A 17,568-nucleotide genomic window follows, 5' to 3' on the forward strand; every position below is an offset into this window, starting at 1 on the left:
AAAAACGTGCCTAAAATTATCTTTTAGGCACGTTTTTTTATTCTTCTTTCACCGAGATAACATTTCCCCAATTCCATCTCTCATAATACCATTCTGGTACATCTATATTTTCAATCCACTTCTTTTCCTGTTTCCCATCACTATTGGACAGCCATACATTGGCTTTCTTACGGTCTGAGCGTATCCATATTAATTGATTGTTCTTCTTCATAAAGATGGGATGATAGTCACCTTGCTTATGAGGTGGCTTTGTGATTTGCTGTTGTTTATCGCTTGTACTATCGATCTCATATAAGGATGGCAGTGGCCTTTTTTCTGGCGGAGTTTCTATCCCTGCCTCTTTTGCTCGTGAAACGATCATTACTTTATCGTTCTTCCATGCAAAATCCCAATCGACATATCCTTTCGGCGTAAAGGTGTTCTGCTGAAGTGCCGGCAGCTCTTTTACTTTTAAATGTTTATTCTCTAACGCAACTCTTCCGCTTCCTTCAATATAAGCTAAAATATTCTTGGATGGCGCCCATTTGAACCATTGTGTGTTTAATAACATTTGATCTACTTTTTCAAATCGACTGCCATCTGCTCGAACTAAGCAAAGCGTATTACTATCAGCTGACCATGAAGCTGTCGGTACCGCTAAAAATGAAATCCACCTTTGATCTGGCGACCACTCAAACCCACTTGCAACTAGTGCTAAAAAATCATCATGTTCATTTGGTAATGCATACAAATGCTTCATTTTATGAGGATTCATATGTGCATCTTTTTGCACTTCATATAGCTGAGCTCCTGTCCATCCTGTTGGAAGTAAGTGTGCCTCAGAAGATACAAGAAACTTCTTTCCATCAGGATACCATGCATAATCACCTACACCAGCCGATACATTTTCAAAATCTGTATTCTTATTTTTGACATCAAACGTATTTAATGTATTCATAAATACAAATGCAATTATATTCTCTTTCGGTGACCATTGATAATTCGATACTTCAGATTGCAATGGCCTAACTTTCTTTCCATCTTCCAGTTGGTACAACTCCAAGGTGTTTTGCTTCTTTCCTTTAGCATAGGCAAGCCATTCTCCATCATGGGACCATTTTGGCCCTGTTATGTACTCACCTTTTGTTATTTGTTTTTCTTTCCCATCAATTTTAATCCAAAGGTCATGATGACGAATAAAAGCAACCTTCACCCCATTATGTTCCGCACTAGTACTAAAAATTGAAGATAAAAAAATAAACAAAACCACACTACTACTCACGATAATTTTTTTCATACGTCCCTCCATTTTTCTTATAGCATTCCTCATATTCCGCTTACTATATGCTAATTTCGCTCCATATTAATTGCAAAATTGTTGTGGATTTATACTCAGTAAGGATGTGCTTCCCCCCCACTGTGTATGAGCCATTCGACATAATTCCAAAAAATTTCCCAAGAAATTTTTAATTCAAAGAGGATTGGTATGAATTATGTCGAAAGTATAGTTTAGCCAACATTCGATTTCATATTTCAGAACAAAAATGTAAGATAACTTTTCGGAATATTAGCACTTTTTACTAGGGGGAGTTTCAATGAAAAAAACTACATCTGCACTATTAAGTATGGCGCTTGTCTTTTCTAGTTTTGGAGCTTTAAGCGCGCATGCTGAACCGCTGCAAAAGGAGAAGCAATTTAGTCCACAGTTAAAAGCGAATATTGAGCAATGGGGAGAAAACAAAATCGCGCAAAATGTTGAAACAAAAACATCAAAAGAAATTTCAGTCATTGTAGAATTGCAACATGCTCCGCTCGCTTCACAAAGTAACATTCAGCATGCTCCAGATTTAAAAAATGGAAATGTGCAATCATACCATGCACAACTAAAAAAGACGCAAGAGGATACAACAAAGAAAATTAAAGAAAAAGCACCAAAAGCAAAGATAAAAGAAACGTATAGCACGTTATTTTCTGGATTCTCTATTTCTATCCCAGGAGATCAAGTTGCTGCTTTAGCTTCTTTACCCGAAGTAAAAGCTGTTTATCCGAACTTAACATATAAATTGCATGAAACAGCAAAAAGCGCTACTAAAGAAGAAGCGCCAAATATTGGCGGACCGACAATCGGTGCACCTGAAGCATGGAATTTAAAAGATCCATCTGGCAAACCGCTTGATGGAAAAGGTATGAAAGTCGCTATTATTGATTCTGGCGTAGACTATACACACCCCGACTTACAAGCAAACTATATCGGTGGATACGATACAGTCGATGAGGATAACGATCCGATGGATGGTAACGTACACGGTACTCATGTAGCTGGTATTATTGCTGGTAACGGAAAAATTAAAGGCGTTGCTCCAAATGCGTCTATTCTAGCCTATCGTGTAATGAATGATAGCGGTACTGGTACGACCGAAGATATTCTTCAAGGTATTGAGCGCGCTATTCAAGATGGTGCAGATGTTTTAAATCTATCTCTCGGTCAAGATTTGAATGTCCCTGATCAACCTGTAACAATGACGTTAGAACGCGCAGCAAAACTTGGTGTTACTGCAGTCGTTTCAAATGGAAATGATGGACCAAAACCTTGGTCTGTTGATGCTCCTGGTAACGCAAGTAGTGTCATCTCTGTTGGCGCATCGACTGTTTCTATTCCATTCCCAACATTCCAAGTAGCTGGTTCTAATAAATCTTACCAAGGATTACCGTTATCAAAAGCAGATTTCCAAGTAGGAAACGATGCTCAGCTTGTCTATGTTGGCTACGGTAATTCAAGTGATTACGCTAAACAAGATGTGAAAGGGAAGTTCGCCCTTGTTTTACAAGGAACTTCGAGCACGTTAGTAAAGGCAGAACAAGCGAAACAAGCTGGAGCTATCGGAGTGCTACTAATTTCTAATGAAAAAGAAATTAATATTATGCCTGAATATTTTGGCCGTGAAGAGATAGCTCTTCCAGTTATGCAACTATCAAGTACAAATGGCGAAGAATTGAAAAATTTAATTACAAAAAGAAAGAAAAATATAAAGATTGGACAACCGAACAAAACAGAACTTATTGGTAACTTCAGCTCAAGAGGACCATCACAAGGAAGTTGGCTCATAAAACCTGATGTTGTTGCACCTGGCGTACAAATTACTAGTACGGTACCAAGGGGTGGCTATGAATCTCACAACGGAACAAGTATGGCTGCGCCACAAGTAGCAGGAGCTGTTGCCTTACTACGTCAAATGCATCCTGATTGGACGACAGAACAATTGAAATCTGCTCTTGCCAACACTGCAAAAACATTAAAAGATGTCAAGGAAAATACATATCCTGTTATGGCACAAGGATCAGGTTTAATTAACATTCCGAAAGCAGCTCAAACGGATGCGTTAGTAAAACCGAACAATATAAGTTTCGGTCTTATTAAACCGAATAGCGGCAAAGTGAAACTAACACAAAATATTACGTTACAAAATCTTTCTAACAAAAAGAAAAACTTTTCAACTCGTATTGAATTACTAGATACAAAAACAAAAATCCAAACTTCTTTCCCTTCTTCTATTAGTATGAAACCGAATAGTAATATTGAAAAACCTTTTACTATTACTGTAGATAGCTCCTTACCGCAAGGCGTATATACAGGGAATCTGTATGTAAAAGAGCAAGGGAAAACTGAAGAAATGCGTATTCCATTTACATTTAGTATCGATCCGAAAGAATACAAACGTATTGATGGCCTTGAAATCGTTAATTCTACTTTCAGTCCAAATAATGACAAAATATTAGATGACAACCTAATCAATTACTATTTAGTTACACCAGTTGAAGATATAGCGTTTCATGCCAATTTAATCACGAAAGACCGTGTGACATATCAAGGTACGGTATATCAAGGTAAAAACGAAACACCAGGTTATAAATCTTTCAAATGGAATGGTACAAAAACTGATGGATCTCCTCTACCTGATGGCTTATACCAAATCGAAGCTGTCGCTTCTACCTCGGGTGGAGAAACAAAGCAAACAGGAGCTGTATTTATCGACCGAACAGCCCCTAAGTTAACACACGAAATTGATCAAGAAAATCTTGTTATTAGAGGGAAAGTTGACGATATCCTACTAGATTGGATGACAGAATCTGGTTGGGTTGCACCTGGTATTCCAGTGAGAATGCAATATGAAATTAACGGCAATGGTGTGTGGGAAAGTGCGTTCCTGAATCCTTGGGAGAAAAGTTACGACATTTATTTCGATCGTAACCAATTACAAGAAGGAAAAAATACTATTCATATTGTAGCAACTGATGCAGCTGGAAATACATCTAATTTAAATGTTGATTTAGAAGTGAAATAAAGTGAAACTTTAATCAGCCCTCACTAATCGGACGTTTACGGACAGTAAAGCTTCCATCTAACTTCTTTGCTCCGGCCGAATTTTGAGGTAGGAGTTTTACTGCCCACAAATAGCGAGATAAAATTATTGTTGACAATCTTTTAAAAATAGTTTTATAATACGAAACATAGTTTAGTTGAACGAATTATATATCGGCTTTGAAGGAATACTAGTAGCGACTTATATCCCTGTCTCAGAGAACTGATGGTTGGTGCGAATCAGTACATATACAAGCGTGAATTACAATTCTGGAGCTTCTTTCCCGTAGTGCACATAATGCATGAAGAGAAAGACGGATCTTTCCGTTATCTTAAAGTGAGTGGTAAACAATTTTTCTGTTTACAATTAGGGTGGTACCGCGGTTTTTATCGTCCCTATCGGATTTTCCGATAGGGGCTTTTTTGCGTCCTTCCCTTTTGCACAATTTCATATATACGCGTTGAAAGAATCGCAGTAATATCTTATATCCCTGTTACAGAGAGCTAATGGTCGGTGGAAATTAGCACATATATAAATATGAATTACAATTCTGGAGCTTCTTTTTCGTAGTGCTTGTACGCATGAAGGAAAAGACGGAGTTTTTCCGTTATCATTAATTGAGATGTAAGTATTTTTTCACTTACAAATAGGGTGGTACCGCGATTCTTTCGCCCCTATCGGATTTTCCGATAGGGGCTTTTTCTATTTCTCACAGAAACAAATGTTAAATAATTCCGAATCTTATGATAAAATTTTATAAGCGCTTACAATTTTGAAAGGTGGTGGTTTCAGCTATACCCAACCAATATTCAATTTTATAGAAAACAAGGAGGATGTCTAAATGACAAAGAAAACAGAAATTCCATCGCATTTAAAACCATTCGTATCCACGCAGCATTATGATCAATATACACCGGTGAATCACGCTGTTTGGCGTTACATTATGAGACAAAATCATAGTTTCTTAAAAGACGTTGCTCATCCAGCCTATGTGAACGGACTACAATCATCTGGTATAAATATAGATGCAATTCCAAAGGTAGAAGAAATGAATGACTGTTTAGCACCAAGCGGATGGGGAGCTGTAACAATTGATGGACTTATTCCCGGCGTAGCATTCTTTGATTTCCAAGGACATGGATTACTACCAATCGCAACAGATATTCGCAAAGTAGAAAATATCGAGTATACACCAGCTCCAGATATCGTACACGAAGCAGCAGGACACGCACCTATTTTACTGGATCCTACATATGCGAAGTATGTGAAACGCTTTGGACAAATTGGTGCGAAAGCTTTCTCCACAAAAGAAGAACATGATGCTTTTGAAGCTGTTCGTACATTAACAATCGTAAAAGAAAGCCCTACTTCTACTCCTGACGAAGTTGCCGCTGCTGAAAATACTGTAATTGAAAAACAAAAATTAGTTTCTGGTTTATCAGAAGCTGAACAAATTTCACGTCTTTTCTGGTGGACAGTAGAATATGGGTTAATCGGAAATATAGATGCTCCAAAAATATATGGTGCTGGTCTCCTTTCTTCTGTTGGCGAAAGCAAACATTGCTTAACGGACGCTGTAGAAAAGGTTCCATTCTCTATCGAGGCATGTACAGGTACAACTTATGACGTAACAAAAATGCAACCACAACTATTTGTTTGTGAATCATTTGAAGAGCTGACTGAAGCACTTGAGACATTTGCTGAAACGATGGCCTTTAAAACAGGTGGAAAGGAAGGTTTAGAAAAAGCGATTCGCTCTGAAAACTATGCAACTGCTGAACTAACTAGTGGATTACAGATTACAGGTACATTCAGCGAGACAATTGAAAACGATGCAGGTAAAGTGATTTACATGCGAACAAATTCACCAACTGCATTAGCAATTCATAATAAACAACTAGCGAATCATTCTACATCTATACACAGTGACGGCTTTGGAACACCAATTGGATTACTCACTGAAAATATTGCATTAGAAAATTGTACAGATGAACAACTACAATCATTAGGAATTACAATTGGAAATATTGCTGAGTTTACTTTTGCAAGTGGTATTCATGTAAAAGGAAAAGTAACAGATATTATAAAAAACGATAAGAAAATTGCTCTTATTTCCTTTATCGATTGCACAGTTACTTATAACGCCCGCGTATTATTTGATGCTTCATGGGGCGCATTTGATATGGCTGTTGGCTCACAAATCATTTCAGTATTCCCAGGAGCAGCAGATGCAGCATCATTTTTCCCAATTGATGAAGAAACAGAGGAAACTCCAGCACCTCTTGCATTAACTGAGCTGGATCGTATGTATCAAACAGTTCGTGATATTCGAGGTGGAGGTATTTTACACGACGCACATGTCGATCAATTAGTAGCAATTCAAGAGGTATTAAATAAATTTTATCTGAAAGAATGGCTGCTTCGCCTTGAAATATTAGAATTACTTTTAGAGCATAACAAAGGACACGAAACATCAGCAGCATTATTACAACAACTTTCTACTTTCACAACTGACGAAGCTGTAACACGCCTTATTAACAATGGTCTTGCACTACTGCATGTAAAGGATGTGAAAAATGATGCTACGATTAACTGAAGAAGAAGTTCAAGGGGAATTATTAAAGGTGGATAAATGGATGATAAAAGATGAAAAATGGATTGAACGAAAATATATGTTTTCCGACTACTTAAAAGGAGTCGAATTTGTCTCTGAAGCCGCCAAACTATCAGAAGAACGTAATCACCATCCATTTATCCTTATCCAGTATAAAGCAGTCATTATTACTTTGTCATCTTGGAATGCAAAAGGTTTAACGAAACTAGATTTTGAGCTTGCAAAGCAGTTTAATGAACTATTTTTACAAAACGAAAAAGCAATTATAAGAAAGTAAAAAAAGAGAAGCCTTTTTTAGGCTTCTCCTTTAATTTTGAAATGGATACAATGTCCAAATGGATCTTGGGCTTGTAATATTCCATCTTTGTACGTAGCAATCTTTCCAATATTTTTTAAGCTTTCACATACTTGCTCTTTTTGTTTTTCATCTGCTAGTACAATTGTGAAATATTTCAAGCCAACAGAATTTGGCATTTGCGGCGGTATTCCTTCACCTTGCCACGTATTTAAACCGATATGGTGATGATAGCCACCTGCCGATACGAACAACGCGCCATTACGAGCTGGGATTGTTACTTCAAAACCAAGACCATCCACATAGAAACGTTTCGCTTCTTCCAAATCAGCTACATGGAAATGAATATGCCCCATCACAGTACCAGCTGGAAAACCATTCCACGCAATTCCTTGCTGCAATAATTCTTCACCAGCTAACGGGTTACTAACAAATGGTAGTTCTCCATTCTCATCACGCCAAACTTCTTTTTGGCGATCATGATAAATTTCAATCCCGTTTCCATCTGGATCAGCTAAATAGAGGGCCTCACTAAAGTAATGGTCGGCTCCGCCGTGCAGTGGATATACCATTTCTACAAGATGACGAAGAATATTCGCTAAATCCTGTCTACGTGGTAGTAAAATTGCGTAATGATATAACCCCGTTCTCCCTCTTTGCTTTGGTAAAGCTTCTTTCTTTTCTTCAATGATAAGGAGTGGTTCGTTATTTTCATTCCCAAATGTAACGACCATTTCATCTTCTTTTAGTACTTTCATACTTAGTACTTCTGTATAAAACTCTAGTGATTTCTTTATATTTGATACATATAAATGAACAACATCAAGTGTTGTATCGGGATGAAGTTGAAAACTCATCTTGTTAGCCCCCCATTTAATTTAGTTCTTCTTTGACATTTTCTCTTTTAAGAAATTATCTACAAAACCGTCTGCTTTCGCAACAAATAAGTACGCACCCATTGCTAACAATGCAAGTTCTAATTCGAAGCCAGGATTTTTTCCATCCCCTAATAAACCAGCTGACCATTTTACTTTTACAATTGCTCCAACCATTACAAGTGCAAATAATAATCCAATATATCTTACACCTAAACCTAGAATTAACAATATACCACCAACTACTTCCGCTGTTGCTACACCGTATGCAAGACCTCCTGGTAAACCAATGCTTGTAAACCACCCTGCAATATTGTCAATCCCCGATTGGAATTTTGTTAAACCGTGCATAAAGAATGTTACCCCTAACACGATACGAATAATTAAGTTACCGATATGTTGATTCATTTCATTCTCTCCTTTATAGTTTTCTTATACAAAACTTTTATTTACATTACAAAACATACACTAATTTTTTTTATTCGTCAATTCATTTTCACTGGGAAAAAATATATTTTTTTTGCTATGATACAAATAGTTGTTTACAAAAAGGAGCTTGATTTTATGAATATTGGTTCTGCAATACGTGAAATTCGTCAACGTAGAGGCATAACAATCGCACAAATTTGTGAGGGAACAGGTCTTTCTAAAGGATTTATGAGTCAGGTTGAAAATAATAAAACATCACCATCTATCTCAACTTTAGAAACAATCTCCAATTTTTTAAACGTTCCCCTTCCCTATTTATTATTAGAACAAAAAGATCGGTTGAAAGTTGTCAAAAAGGTAGAGCGTAAATACAGTGTATACGGAAAAGATGAACAAAGAATTGAACATGTTGCAGAGCAAGGTGGCCTCCGCCTAAACCTCGTGGAAATTCCTGCTGGGTTTCCGAAAGAAAATATACCAAATGCCCATGAAGGGGAAGAATGTCACCTTGTATTACGCGGAAAACTAGAAGTTCAACATGGAGAAGATATTGCAATAGTAGAAGAAGGTGATTCTTTCTCCTGGAATGCATGTGTTCCTCATATCGTTCGTAATATAGGGGAAGAAACTGCATTATTACTCATCTCTAGTCATGCAGAAAATCGAAAACGTGTTTATTAAATAAAAAAGAAGCCTGTAAATCAGGCTTCTTTTTTATCCCCTTATAACGCCATAACTTGTTCCAACTAGTACAGTCTTTTCATGTTGATTGCGATAAACTGACTCGATTGAAACCTTTTTATATCCTTCCATCTGTTCAATATTTGTTAAAGTTAATTCACAAGTGATCGTATCTCCTGTAAAAACCGGTCTAATAAACTCACTTACTAATTCTCTTGCTATGTAATGTAATTCTTCTCCTACTTTCGTTCCAATACTAGCAGTTAATAAACCATGAACCATTAAACGTCCTTTTTCATCATATTCCATATGATGCCTACCTTTATCTCCTGTAATATTTGCAAATTCAAAAACCTCTTCCTCAGTAAATCTTCTTTCGTATTTAAATACATCCCCAACTTTTACATTCATTTTTATCCCCCGTTTAATAAACAGAATTTTCTTTTATTTTATCATAAAATGAGTCTCAGTTCAGTTTATATTATTAAATAGCATCCTTTTTCTACACTATCTTACTTTTATCGGTGCCCATCTTTTTTTGCTACTTGATACCCGTAGTACGCACATGTTCCATTTCTCGATAATTCTCTCACCTCAAAACCACAACTTCTATAAAAATCAAAATTACTCGCAGATGTATGTGCAAACCAGTCTCCATGTGGCAACTTTTGCAAACAAAGAGCGACAAGTCTCTTACCTAATCCCTTCCCTCTATATTCACATTTCACAACTAAATTTACTATGTTCGCGATCATGATTCCATCAGAAATGACTCTAACCATCGCAATCATCTCTTCTTCATCCCAAATTGTGAATGCCCATGTTGAATTTTCAAATGCTATCGTGAATTTTTCAATTTGCCAAGAAGGGATATCATCATTACTCCAACCAGCATCTTCGAATAAAGTTTTAATTGCATATGCTGGCACACCATTCGTTCCCTCACGAATAATAAGGCCATTATGATAAATATACATGTAATCCCCCCTTTATTTTTATATACCATTCTTCAAAAGATGCAATTTACCTTTTTTCATCCAACGCGTTTAATGGAATAAACAAGAACGTCCATCCCATGAAATGAAGTTGTTTTCTCATAACTAAGCCCTGTTTTTCTAGCAACAAAGATTGAGGCGGGGTGATCCGGATTAATAAGAGAAATTAATTTATTCATTCGTAACGCTTGGAAACCATAGTCTCGAAATGCTGCCGCTGCTTCTTTCGCATACCCTTTTTCCCAATACTGAGGTAATAACCAATAACCAATTTCAATTTCTTCTTTTCCATCTATCTGCTGCTTTACTAACCCTGCATGACCAATTCGTATTCCCGTTTCCTTTTCAATCAATACAAATAAACCAAGACCGTTTTTATAGCTAGGAATCACCCACTCCTCCAAACTTTTTTTACATTGCATATATGTTTTTAACGTCCCATTTCCAATATAGCGCATCACCTTCTCATTTCCCCATAGCGAAGCATAGAACTGCAAATCATCCATTGTATATTTGCGAATTTGTAAACGATCTGTATGAAACATCTCTGCACTCCTTCCCACGAATTTGTACTTAACTACACGATCATGTTTTGTATGTATACTAAATGTTACTATCTATTATAAATGAACCAAGAATAAAATACAGAATATTCAATCCCTCAAGAATCTAAAAAAGACAGTAGACAAATGTTGTCTACTGCATCCATATCATAACTAGCATAAAGAAAACTACAATTGAGGGGGGTGTAGGATTTTCAAATATACTAGATACTTATCCCGTTCTAACGGGCGGTAAACTTTTCAATTATATGAAAGTGAAAAGTTTACCGCACATAAGAACCTTTGCGGTCATTAAGAGATCACCGTTAAGTACTCAAATACACGCTGTGCCTGTTCTCCACCCATTCGTGCATGTTGAAGAAGGGAAATACCATGTGGACCCGATGCACGCAATGCCTCTGGTCGTGCTACTAAAATAGCTTGTACAACTTCTAATTCTCCAAGCATCGCGGCCGCGAAAATGTCCATTCGAGCACCCTTTTCTAGTAAATAGAGAGCAATATCTTTACGACCTACATGTGCCGCCGCTCCTAACGCACTTTCCCAATCTGATCCGCCCCAATTGTAAGAGGCATGAAGTAAGCTTGGCGATTCAGCCAACAGTTCTTGTACTTTTTCTAAATCTCCGTGAGCTGCCATAACAAATTCTCTTACTAACTCAGTGGTAATACATTCTTCTGTTCGCATCTTGCTCCTCCTTTTTTAGAAATTCGTTTTGGTGTAAAAAATGGCTTGTCACTTCCTTGAAAAATATCTACCTCTATACCGAACACACGTTGAAACATTTCATGACATAACACTTCTTCTGGTATACCGTCATACTGAAGCTGCCCTCGCTTTAATACGAGTAAACGATCACTATATTGAGCCGCTTGGTTAATATCATGTAAAACCATTACAATTGTCATGCCAAACTCCTCGTTTAACCGTTTCACAAGTTCCATTACTTCCAACTGATGAACGATATCTAAAAAGGTTGTTGGCTCATCTAATAATAAGACATTTGTACGTTGTGCTAGCGTCATTGCAATCCAGGCACGTTGTCTTTCTCCTCCTGATAAAGATTGCAAAAGGCGATATTCGTACCCTTCAAGATTTGTAACAGACAATGCCCAATCAACAATTTTTTCATCGTCTTTATTTAAGCGACCTCTCCATGATTTATGAGGTCCTCTTCCAAATTCGATTAATTCTTTCACTGTTAAATCTAATTGATGATCATGCATTTGTGGTAACATCGCTAATTGCTTCGCTACATCGGCACTTTTCATCGTATGAATACTTTTTCCATCTAAAATGATATCCCCTTCGCTTTGTTTAAGTAGTCTTGCCATTAAACGAAGCAAAGTAGATTTCCCCGATCCATTTGGCCCAATTAAACTAACGACCTCTCCAGCTTTAATATGTACATTCATATTTTGCATTTGAAACCTTTCAGAATGTGCATAAAACACTTTGTTAACGGAAATCACTCTGTTTCCCTCCTCTATGAATTAAATATAAGAAGAATGGACCGCCTAAGAAGGATAATAGAATACCAACAGGCAATTCAATTGGATCGAACCAACTTCGAGCTATCGCATCCGCGAAAACAAGTAATATCCCTCCGCCAAGACATGATAATGGCAGTAAATATTTATAGTCATTTCCAACTAATAAACGTAACATATGTGGTACGACAAGACCGACAAATCCAATAAGACCAGAAACACTAACTGCAATTCCAGCTAGTAACGTACTTACTACTATTAAATAAAACCGGCTTCTCTCCACGTTATGACCTAATAATTTCGCCATTTCATCTCCAAGCATTAATACTCGAATATGTTTTATACCAAAGAAGGCTAATATAATAGCGAATATTGCATAATAAATAATCATGTTTAAATGTGCCCAACTTACACCACCAATGCCACCTGCTAACCAAGGTAACACCGATTGTACTTTGTCACTATGTAATAACATTAACGCTGACGTCGCTGCACCAATTAATGCATTGATTGATACACCTACTAAGACAATCCTTGAAGGCGGTGCCCCTTTTTGCCACGATAAAGCATAAATGACCATCGCCGTTATGAAAGCTCCTATAAACGCCCCGAGCGGTAAAAATGCCATATGCTGAGGGAATAAAATCATAATTACAATTGCTACAAGGCCTGCTCCAGATGAAACCCCGATAATACCAGGGTCTGCAAGAGGATTTCTCATAACCCCTTGCAGCAGTGCACCAGATGCTGCTAAACATGTTCCTACTATAAATCCAACGAGCACTCTCGGTATACGAAGGTCCCATACAATTCGATGAACCGTCGAACCTTCATCTTGTATCCCTGTTAGAATTTCTCGTAAAGAAAAGGATAGGCTTCCTGCGAAAAGACCGTAAAAAAGACCTAGAATCGTTAATACAACTAAAGTAACTGCTATTATCCATCTTTTTTTCGCAAAAGGATGTTCCTTTTCCCTTACTACTTCACTACTTTCCATACGTATCATTTCCTTACATCTTGTATACTTTTATACATAAAGTCCATTGCTTCTGTAACTTTTGTTCCAGGATTTGATCCAAATAAGTCTGGTGGCAAAATAACTACACGATTTTGTTTTACTGCATCTAAATTTTTCCACGCTTCATTTTTCATCATTTCGCCTTCAAATGCTTTTTTAACGCTATTTGGATCTCCATGTGTAATTAAATAAATCACATCTGGATTTGCCTCAATAATACGTTCTACACTTAGCTGCGCATATTGCGGATATTCCTTCATTTCCGGAAAATCAGCTGCAATATTTTTTCCGCCTGTTTTTTCTAAAATATTACCTGATAAAGATGTTGGTAATGCTGCTAAATAAGTACCTGGTGCTCCGTATACTAACAGTGCTTTCACATCACTCTTTTTCTCATATGTCTTCATTTGATCATTAATTTTTTGATTAAGTTCTTTTGCTTTATCTTCTTTCTTCATTATCGTTCCATATAGTTCAATATTCTTTTGAATATCTTGTACAGAATTCGCAGAAGAAATCATTACTTTCGTTCCTTGTCCTTCAACCGTTGGAACATTCTTTTGAAACCCATTGTTAGCAATAAGTACATCCGGTTTTAAACTAGCGATTTGCTCAAAATTCGGTTGATGTGCATTCCCGATTACTTGTACTTTCTTTACATCCTCTGGAAGAGTTATTTTTGCATCCGGACGACCTACTATTTTTCCGCCTAAAGCATGAATAATATTCATGTCCCCCATACTTAATGTTGCAAAACTCTCTGGCACTTTATCGAATGTTACCTTTCTTCCTGATAGGTCGGTAACTTCGATTTTCTCTTTTCCTTTTTCTGTTTTTGTTGCAGATGCTTTTTCGTCTCCCTTTGCATTGCAACCTATTAACAAGAAAAAAATAGATAAAATCGCTGTGAATAGCGTAATAGATTTTTTCATTCTTTCACCTCTAAATGATAATGATAATCATTAACTACTATTCTACTTTAATTGATAAAGATTATCATTGTCAATATAAACCGCATACATTTTTTACAAAAACAAAAAGCACTACAAAAAGATTCGTTCTTTTCGTAGTGCTCTATTTCATAATATTACTCACATTCGTTTCCCTCTAACTGTTCTCGCATCACTTTCACACGCTGAAAGAAAAAGAATGATAAACTTAAAAATATAACGGTACTCCCCATCATAACAAAAGATTGTATTGCTTCTTTTGCTCCATTCGGAATCAATAAGCCAACCATTAACAATGTACTTACAGCGAGAAGGATTTGTCCGAACCGAGTATAATCTTCTATTTTCCCTTGTAATTCTTTCATTATATTCTCACTCCTCTATTTCACTGTATCATATTCCATTAAACTTAAAGACCAGTAAATACAGCCATTCTGGGAGATGTTTTCCAAATGAAAAAGAGCCGCTTTATTGCGACTCTTTCATACCCATTACTCCCCTTTATATGCTTCCATATAAATTTCTTTCAACTCTGAAATGAGAGGTAATTTCGGATTAGCTGTTGTACATTGATCTTCAAAAGCTCTTTCTGCTAATAATCCAACAACCTCTTCAAATTGGTCTTTAGCAACTCCTTGTCCTGCAATACTCATATTTATATTTAAGCTTTTTCCAAGCTCAATAATTGCTTGGACGAGGGATTCCACACCTTCTGCTGTCGAGCCTGCTGGAAGCCCGAGCATTCTCGCAATATGTGCATAGCGTTCATCAGCCACAAAGTGCTCATATTTTGGGAACAATGCGTGTTTTCTTGGCTTAATAGCATTATAGCGAACTACGTGCGGCATAAGAATTGCATTCGCACGCCCATGCGGAATATGAAATTCCGGTCCAATTTTATGTGCTAAGCTGTGATTAATACCTAAGAAAGCATTTGCAAATGCCATCCCTGCGATTGCAGAAGCATTATGCATTTTTTCTCGTGCTTCTTCGTCATTTCCATCTTTAAATGCTCTTGGTAAATATTTAAATACGAGATCAATGGCCTTTAATGCTAATCCATCTGTATAGTCATTTGCTAGAACAGACACATACGCCTCGATTGCATGCGTTAATACGTCCATACCAGTGTCTGCTGTTACATGTGGTGGTACTGTCATTACAAACTGTGGATCAACAATTGCTACATCTGGTGTTAATTCATAATCCGCGAGCGGATACTTTATATTATTTTTCTTATCTGTAATAACCGCAAATGGTGTTACTTCTGATCCTGTTCCTGATGTTGTTGGAATGGCAACAAACTGCGCCTTACTTCCTAATTCCGGATATTTACATGTACGTTTTCTTATATCTAAAAACTTCTGTTTAATTCCATAGAATGTTGTTTCTGGTTGCTCATAGAAAAGCCACATCCCTTTCGCTGCATCCATAGCTGAACCACCACCAAGTGCGATAATTACATCTGGCTTAAAACTTCTCATCATTTCCGCACCTTTAAACACAGTTTCATCTGATGGATCTGGCTCGACCTCAAAGAAAACTTCGACTTTTACATCATTTGCATGTTTACGTAAATAATGCGTAACCGTATCTACATATCCGTGCTCAACCATTCCTGGATCCGTTACAATAAATGCACGTGAAATGTTAGGCATATTTGCTAAATATGCTGTCGCATGTTTTTCAAAATAAATTTTTGGTGGTAATTTGAACCACTGCATATTCTTTTTTCTATTTGCCAACCTTTTTATATTTAATAAATGCGTCGCTGTTACGTTTTGAGAAACTGAGTTTTTCCCATACGAGCCGCAACCGAGCGTAAGTGATGGAATAAATCCATTATATATATCACCGATTCCACCTTGTGATGAAGGAGCGTTTACAATAAGACGGCAAGCTTTCATACGTAATCCAAATTGTTTTTGTACTTCTTTATTTGTAGAATGAATGACTGCTGAATGTCCTAAACCACCAAGGTCTAACATGTCTTCGCAATATGTAAGTCCCTCTTCTAGTGAATTTGCTTTTACACAAGCTAATACTGGACTCAGTTTCTCACGAGATAGTGGATATGCTCCTCCGATACCTTGTATTTCAGCTACAAGCATTTTTGTATTTTCAGGCACAGTAATTCCAACTAATGCGGCAATGTACTGTGCTGATTTCCCTACAATATCACTATTTACTGCACATGTATTTTCATTAATAACAAGCTTTTCTAATTTTCTTCTCTCTTCTTCTGTTACAAAGTAACAATTGTTTGCAATCATTTCTTTTTTCACATCATCATAAATTTCCTTGTCTACAATGATTGCTTGTTCTGATGCACAAATCATACCGTTATCAAATGTTTTTGATAAAATTAAATCATTAACAGCTCGTTTTATATGCGCTGATTTCTCTATATAGCATGGTACATTACCAGGACCTACACCTAGCGCTGGTTTTCCAGTAGAATAAGCTGATTTCACCATACCTGCTCCTCCAGTTGCCAAAACAAGCGCAACACCTTCATGGTTCATTAATTGTTTCGTTGCTTCGACAGAAGGTCTTTCAATCCACTGAATACAATGTTTTGGTGCCCCGGCCTTCACCGCTGCATCATATACTGTTTTCGCCGCTGCAATGGAACAGTTTTGTGCTGAAGGATGAAATGCGAAAATAATTGGATTTCTCGTTTTCATCGCGATTAATGCTTTAAACATTGTTGTCGACGTTGGATTCGTTACTGGCGTTACCCCAGCTACTACACCGACAGGTTCCGCAATTTCTATTATTTCTTCATGAGGATCTTCGTGAATAATCCCTACTGTTTTATCTTTTTTTATGCTATGCCAAATATATTCAGTAGCAAAAATATTTTTAATACATTTATCTTCATATACACCACGACCTGTTTCTTCAACAGCCAACTTCGCAAGCGGCATATGTTGATCAACACCTGCTAATGCCATTTCATGAACAATGTTGTCAATTTGCTCTTGTGTAAAACTTTCTAATGCTTGTAAAGCCTTTCGACCGTTATTCACTAACGTATCAATCATCTCTTTTACTTCCTGCATTTCATTTACAACTTTCTCTTTGACTACCATGTAAATTCCTCCTATTCTGCTATCATGGACTAAATAAGACCCTATAGGTCATAATGAGTCCCGATTAGCGCAAAAAAAATAGAGTTGCTTTCCTACATGAACCTCATTGTTTGTGAAATATTTCACAAGTTTGTTCGTGAGTAACACTTCATGAACTTAATATACATGAAATGATTTCATTTGTGTATGTCTATTTTGTGAAGTTTTTCACAAAAAGATGTAA

The 17,568-nt window shown here is 36.9% G+C and carries 16 protein-coding genes and 2 other annotated features; of the genes, 4 read left to right on the forward strand and 12 right to left on the reverse strand.

The annotated features are described in order from the left end of the window. Window positions 1-37: 37 nt before the first annotated feature. Complete coding sequence (locus AC1DMU_RS03285) at window positions 38-1,276, reverse strand: TolB family protein (RefSeq protein WP_087985277.1); 1,239 nt, start codon at window positions 1,274-1,276, stop codon at window positions 38-40. 298 nt (window positions 1,277-1,574) lie between these two features. On the opposite strand from AC1DMU_RS03285, the gene AC1DMU_RS03290 reads away from it, so the two are divergent. The 3 genes from AC1DMU_RS03290 to AC1DMU_RS03300 all read left to right on the forward strand — a co-directional run bounded on the left by AC1DMU_RS03290 (window position 1,575) and on the right by AC1DMU_RS03300 (window position 7,231). Then, complete coding sequence (locus tag AC1DMU_RS03290; protein ID WP_088064445.1) at window positions 1,575-4,322, forward strand: S8 family serine peptidase; 2,748 nt, start codon at window positions 1,575-1,577, stop codon at window positions 4,320-4,322. 188 nt (window positions 4,323-4,510) lie between these two features. Next, window positions 4,511-4,740, forward strand: a binding site (T-box leader). A 51-nt stretch (window positions 4,741-4,791) separates the two neighbouring features. Next, window positions 4,792-5,019: a binding site (T-box leader), on the forward strand. Window positions 5,020-5,181: 162 nt separating this feature from the next. After that, window positions 5,182-6,936, forward strand: coding sequence for an aromatic amino acid hydroxylase (locus AC1DMU_RS03295; protein WP_088064447.1), 1,755 nt, complete (start codon window positions 5,182-5,184; stop codon window positions 6,934-6,936). Next, window positions 6,917-7,231 carry a 4a-hydroxytetrahydrobiopterin dehydratase gene (locus tag AC1DMU_RS03300; RefSeq protein ID WP_087985280.1) on the forward strand — a complete coding sequence of 105 codons (315 nt, stop codon included), beginning with the start codon at window positions 6,917-6,919 and terminating at the stop codon, window positions 7,229-7,231. The genes AC1DMU_RS03295 and AC1DMU_RS03300 overlap by 20 nt, the downstream gene beginning before the upstream one ends. A 17-nt stretch (window positions 7,232-7,248) precedes the next feature. On the opposite strand, the gene AC1DMU_RS03305 is transcribed toward AC1DMU_RS03300, so the two are convergent. Then, window positions 7,249-8,106 (reverse strand): VOC family protein, encoded by an 858-nt coding sequence (locus tag AC1DMU_RS03305; RefSeq protein WP_088064448.1) that lies wholly within the window; start codon window positions 8,104-8,106, stop codon window positions 7,249-7,251. Window positions 8,107-8,127: 21 nt separating this feature from the next. After that, window positions 8,128-8,532, reverse strand: a complete 405-nt coding sequence (locus AC1DMU_RS03310; protein ID WP_001071550.1) for a DoxX family protein — start codon at window positions 8,530-8,532, stop codon at window positions 8,128-8,130. 156 nt (window positions 8,533-8,688) lie between these two features. Here AC1DMU_RS03310 and AC1DMU_RS03315 point away from each other — a divergent pair, with 156 nt between their 5' ends. After that, window positions 8,689-9,234, forward strand: a complete 546-nt coding sequence (locus AC1DMU_RS03315; protein ID WP_001020697.1) for a helix-turn-helix domain-containing protein — start codon at window positions 8,689-8,691, stop codon at window positions 9,232-9,234. A gap of 33 nt (window positions 9,235-9,267) precedes the next feature. Here AC1DMU_RS03315 and AC1DMU_RS03320 read toward each other — a convergent pair whose 3' ends face one another. The 9 genes from AC1DMU_RS03320 to adhE all read right to left on the reverse strand — a co-directional run bounded on the left by AC1DMU_RS03320 (window position 9,268) and on the right by adhE (window position 17,345). Further along, on the reverse strand, window positions 9,268-9,645 hold the full coding sequence (locus AC1DMU_RS03320; protein WP_001101451.1) for a hotdog family protein: 378 nt from the start codon (window positions 9,643-9,645) through the stop codon (window positions 9,268-9,270). 107 nt (window positions 9,646-9,752) lie between these two features. After that, entirely contained in the window at window positions 9,753-10,211 is a 459-nt protein-coding gene (locus AC1DMU_RS03325) for a GNAT family N-acetyltransferase (protein ID WP_088064449.1), read from the reverse strand. A gap of 56 nt (window positions 10,212-10,267) precedes the next feature. Further along, on the reverse strand, window positions 10,268-10,846 hold the full coding sequence (locus AC1DMU_RS03330) for a GNAT family N-acetyltransferase (RefSeq protein ID WP_223270625.1): 579 nt from the start codon (window positions 10,844-10,846) through the stop codon (window positions 10,268-10,270). A gap of 237 nt (window positions 10,847-11,083) precedes the next feature. Beyond that, on the reverse strand, window positions 11,084-11,479 hold the full coding sequence (locus AC1DMU_RS03335; protein WP_088064450.1) for an ankyrin repeat domain-containing protein: 396 nt from the start codon (window positions 11,477-11,479) through the stop codon (window positions 11,084-11,086). Further along, window positions 11,446-12,264: an ABC transporter ATP-binding protein gene (locus tag AC1DMU_RS03340; RefSeq protein WP_088064451.1), complete on the reverse strand. Its 819-nt coding sequence runs from the start codon at window positions 12,262-12,264 to the stop codon at window positions 11,446-11,448. The genes AC1DMU_RS03335 and AC1DMU_RS03340 overlap by 34 nt, the downstream gene beginning before the upstream one ends. Beyond that, window positions 12,251-13,279, reverse strand: a complete 1,029-nt coding sequence (locus tag AC1DMU_RS03345; RefSeq protein ID WP_137034970.1) for a FecCD family ABC transporter permease — start codon at window positions 13,277-13,279, stop codon at window positions 12,251-12,253. The genes AC1DMU_RS03340 and AC1DMU_RS03345 overlap by 14 nt, the downstream gene beginning before the upstream one ends. Before the next feature lie 5 nt (window positions 13,280-13,284). Then, the gene (locus AC1DMU_RS03350; RefSeq protein WP_048541454.1) at window positions 13,285-14,232 is read right to left on the reverse strand and encodes an ABC transporter substrate-binding protein; all 948 of its coding nucleotides are present in this window, start codon (window positions 14,230-14,232) and stop codon (window positions 13,285-13,287) included. Window positions 14,233-14,387: 155 nt separating this feature from the next. Continuing rightward, entirely contained in the window at window positions 14,388-14,615 is a 228-nt protein-coding gene (locus tag AC1DMU_RS03355; RefSeq protein ID WP_048541451.1) for a YrhC family protein, read from the reverse strand. Window positions 14,616-14,741: 126 nt separating this feature from the next. Next, complete coding sequence (adhE, locus tag AC1DMU_RS03360; RefSeq protein WP_088064453.1) at window positions 14,742-17,345, reverse strand: bifunctional acetaldehyde-CoA/alcohol dehydrogenase; 2,604 nt, start codon at window positions 17,343-17,345, stop codon at window positions 14,742-14,744. Window positions 17,346-17,568: the final 223 nt, after the last annotated feature.

The organism is Bacillus sp. 01N45 (assembly GCF_056399205.1).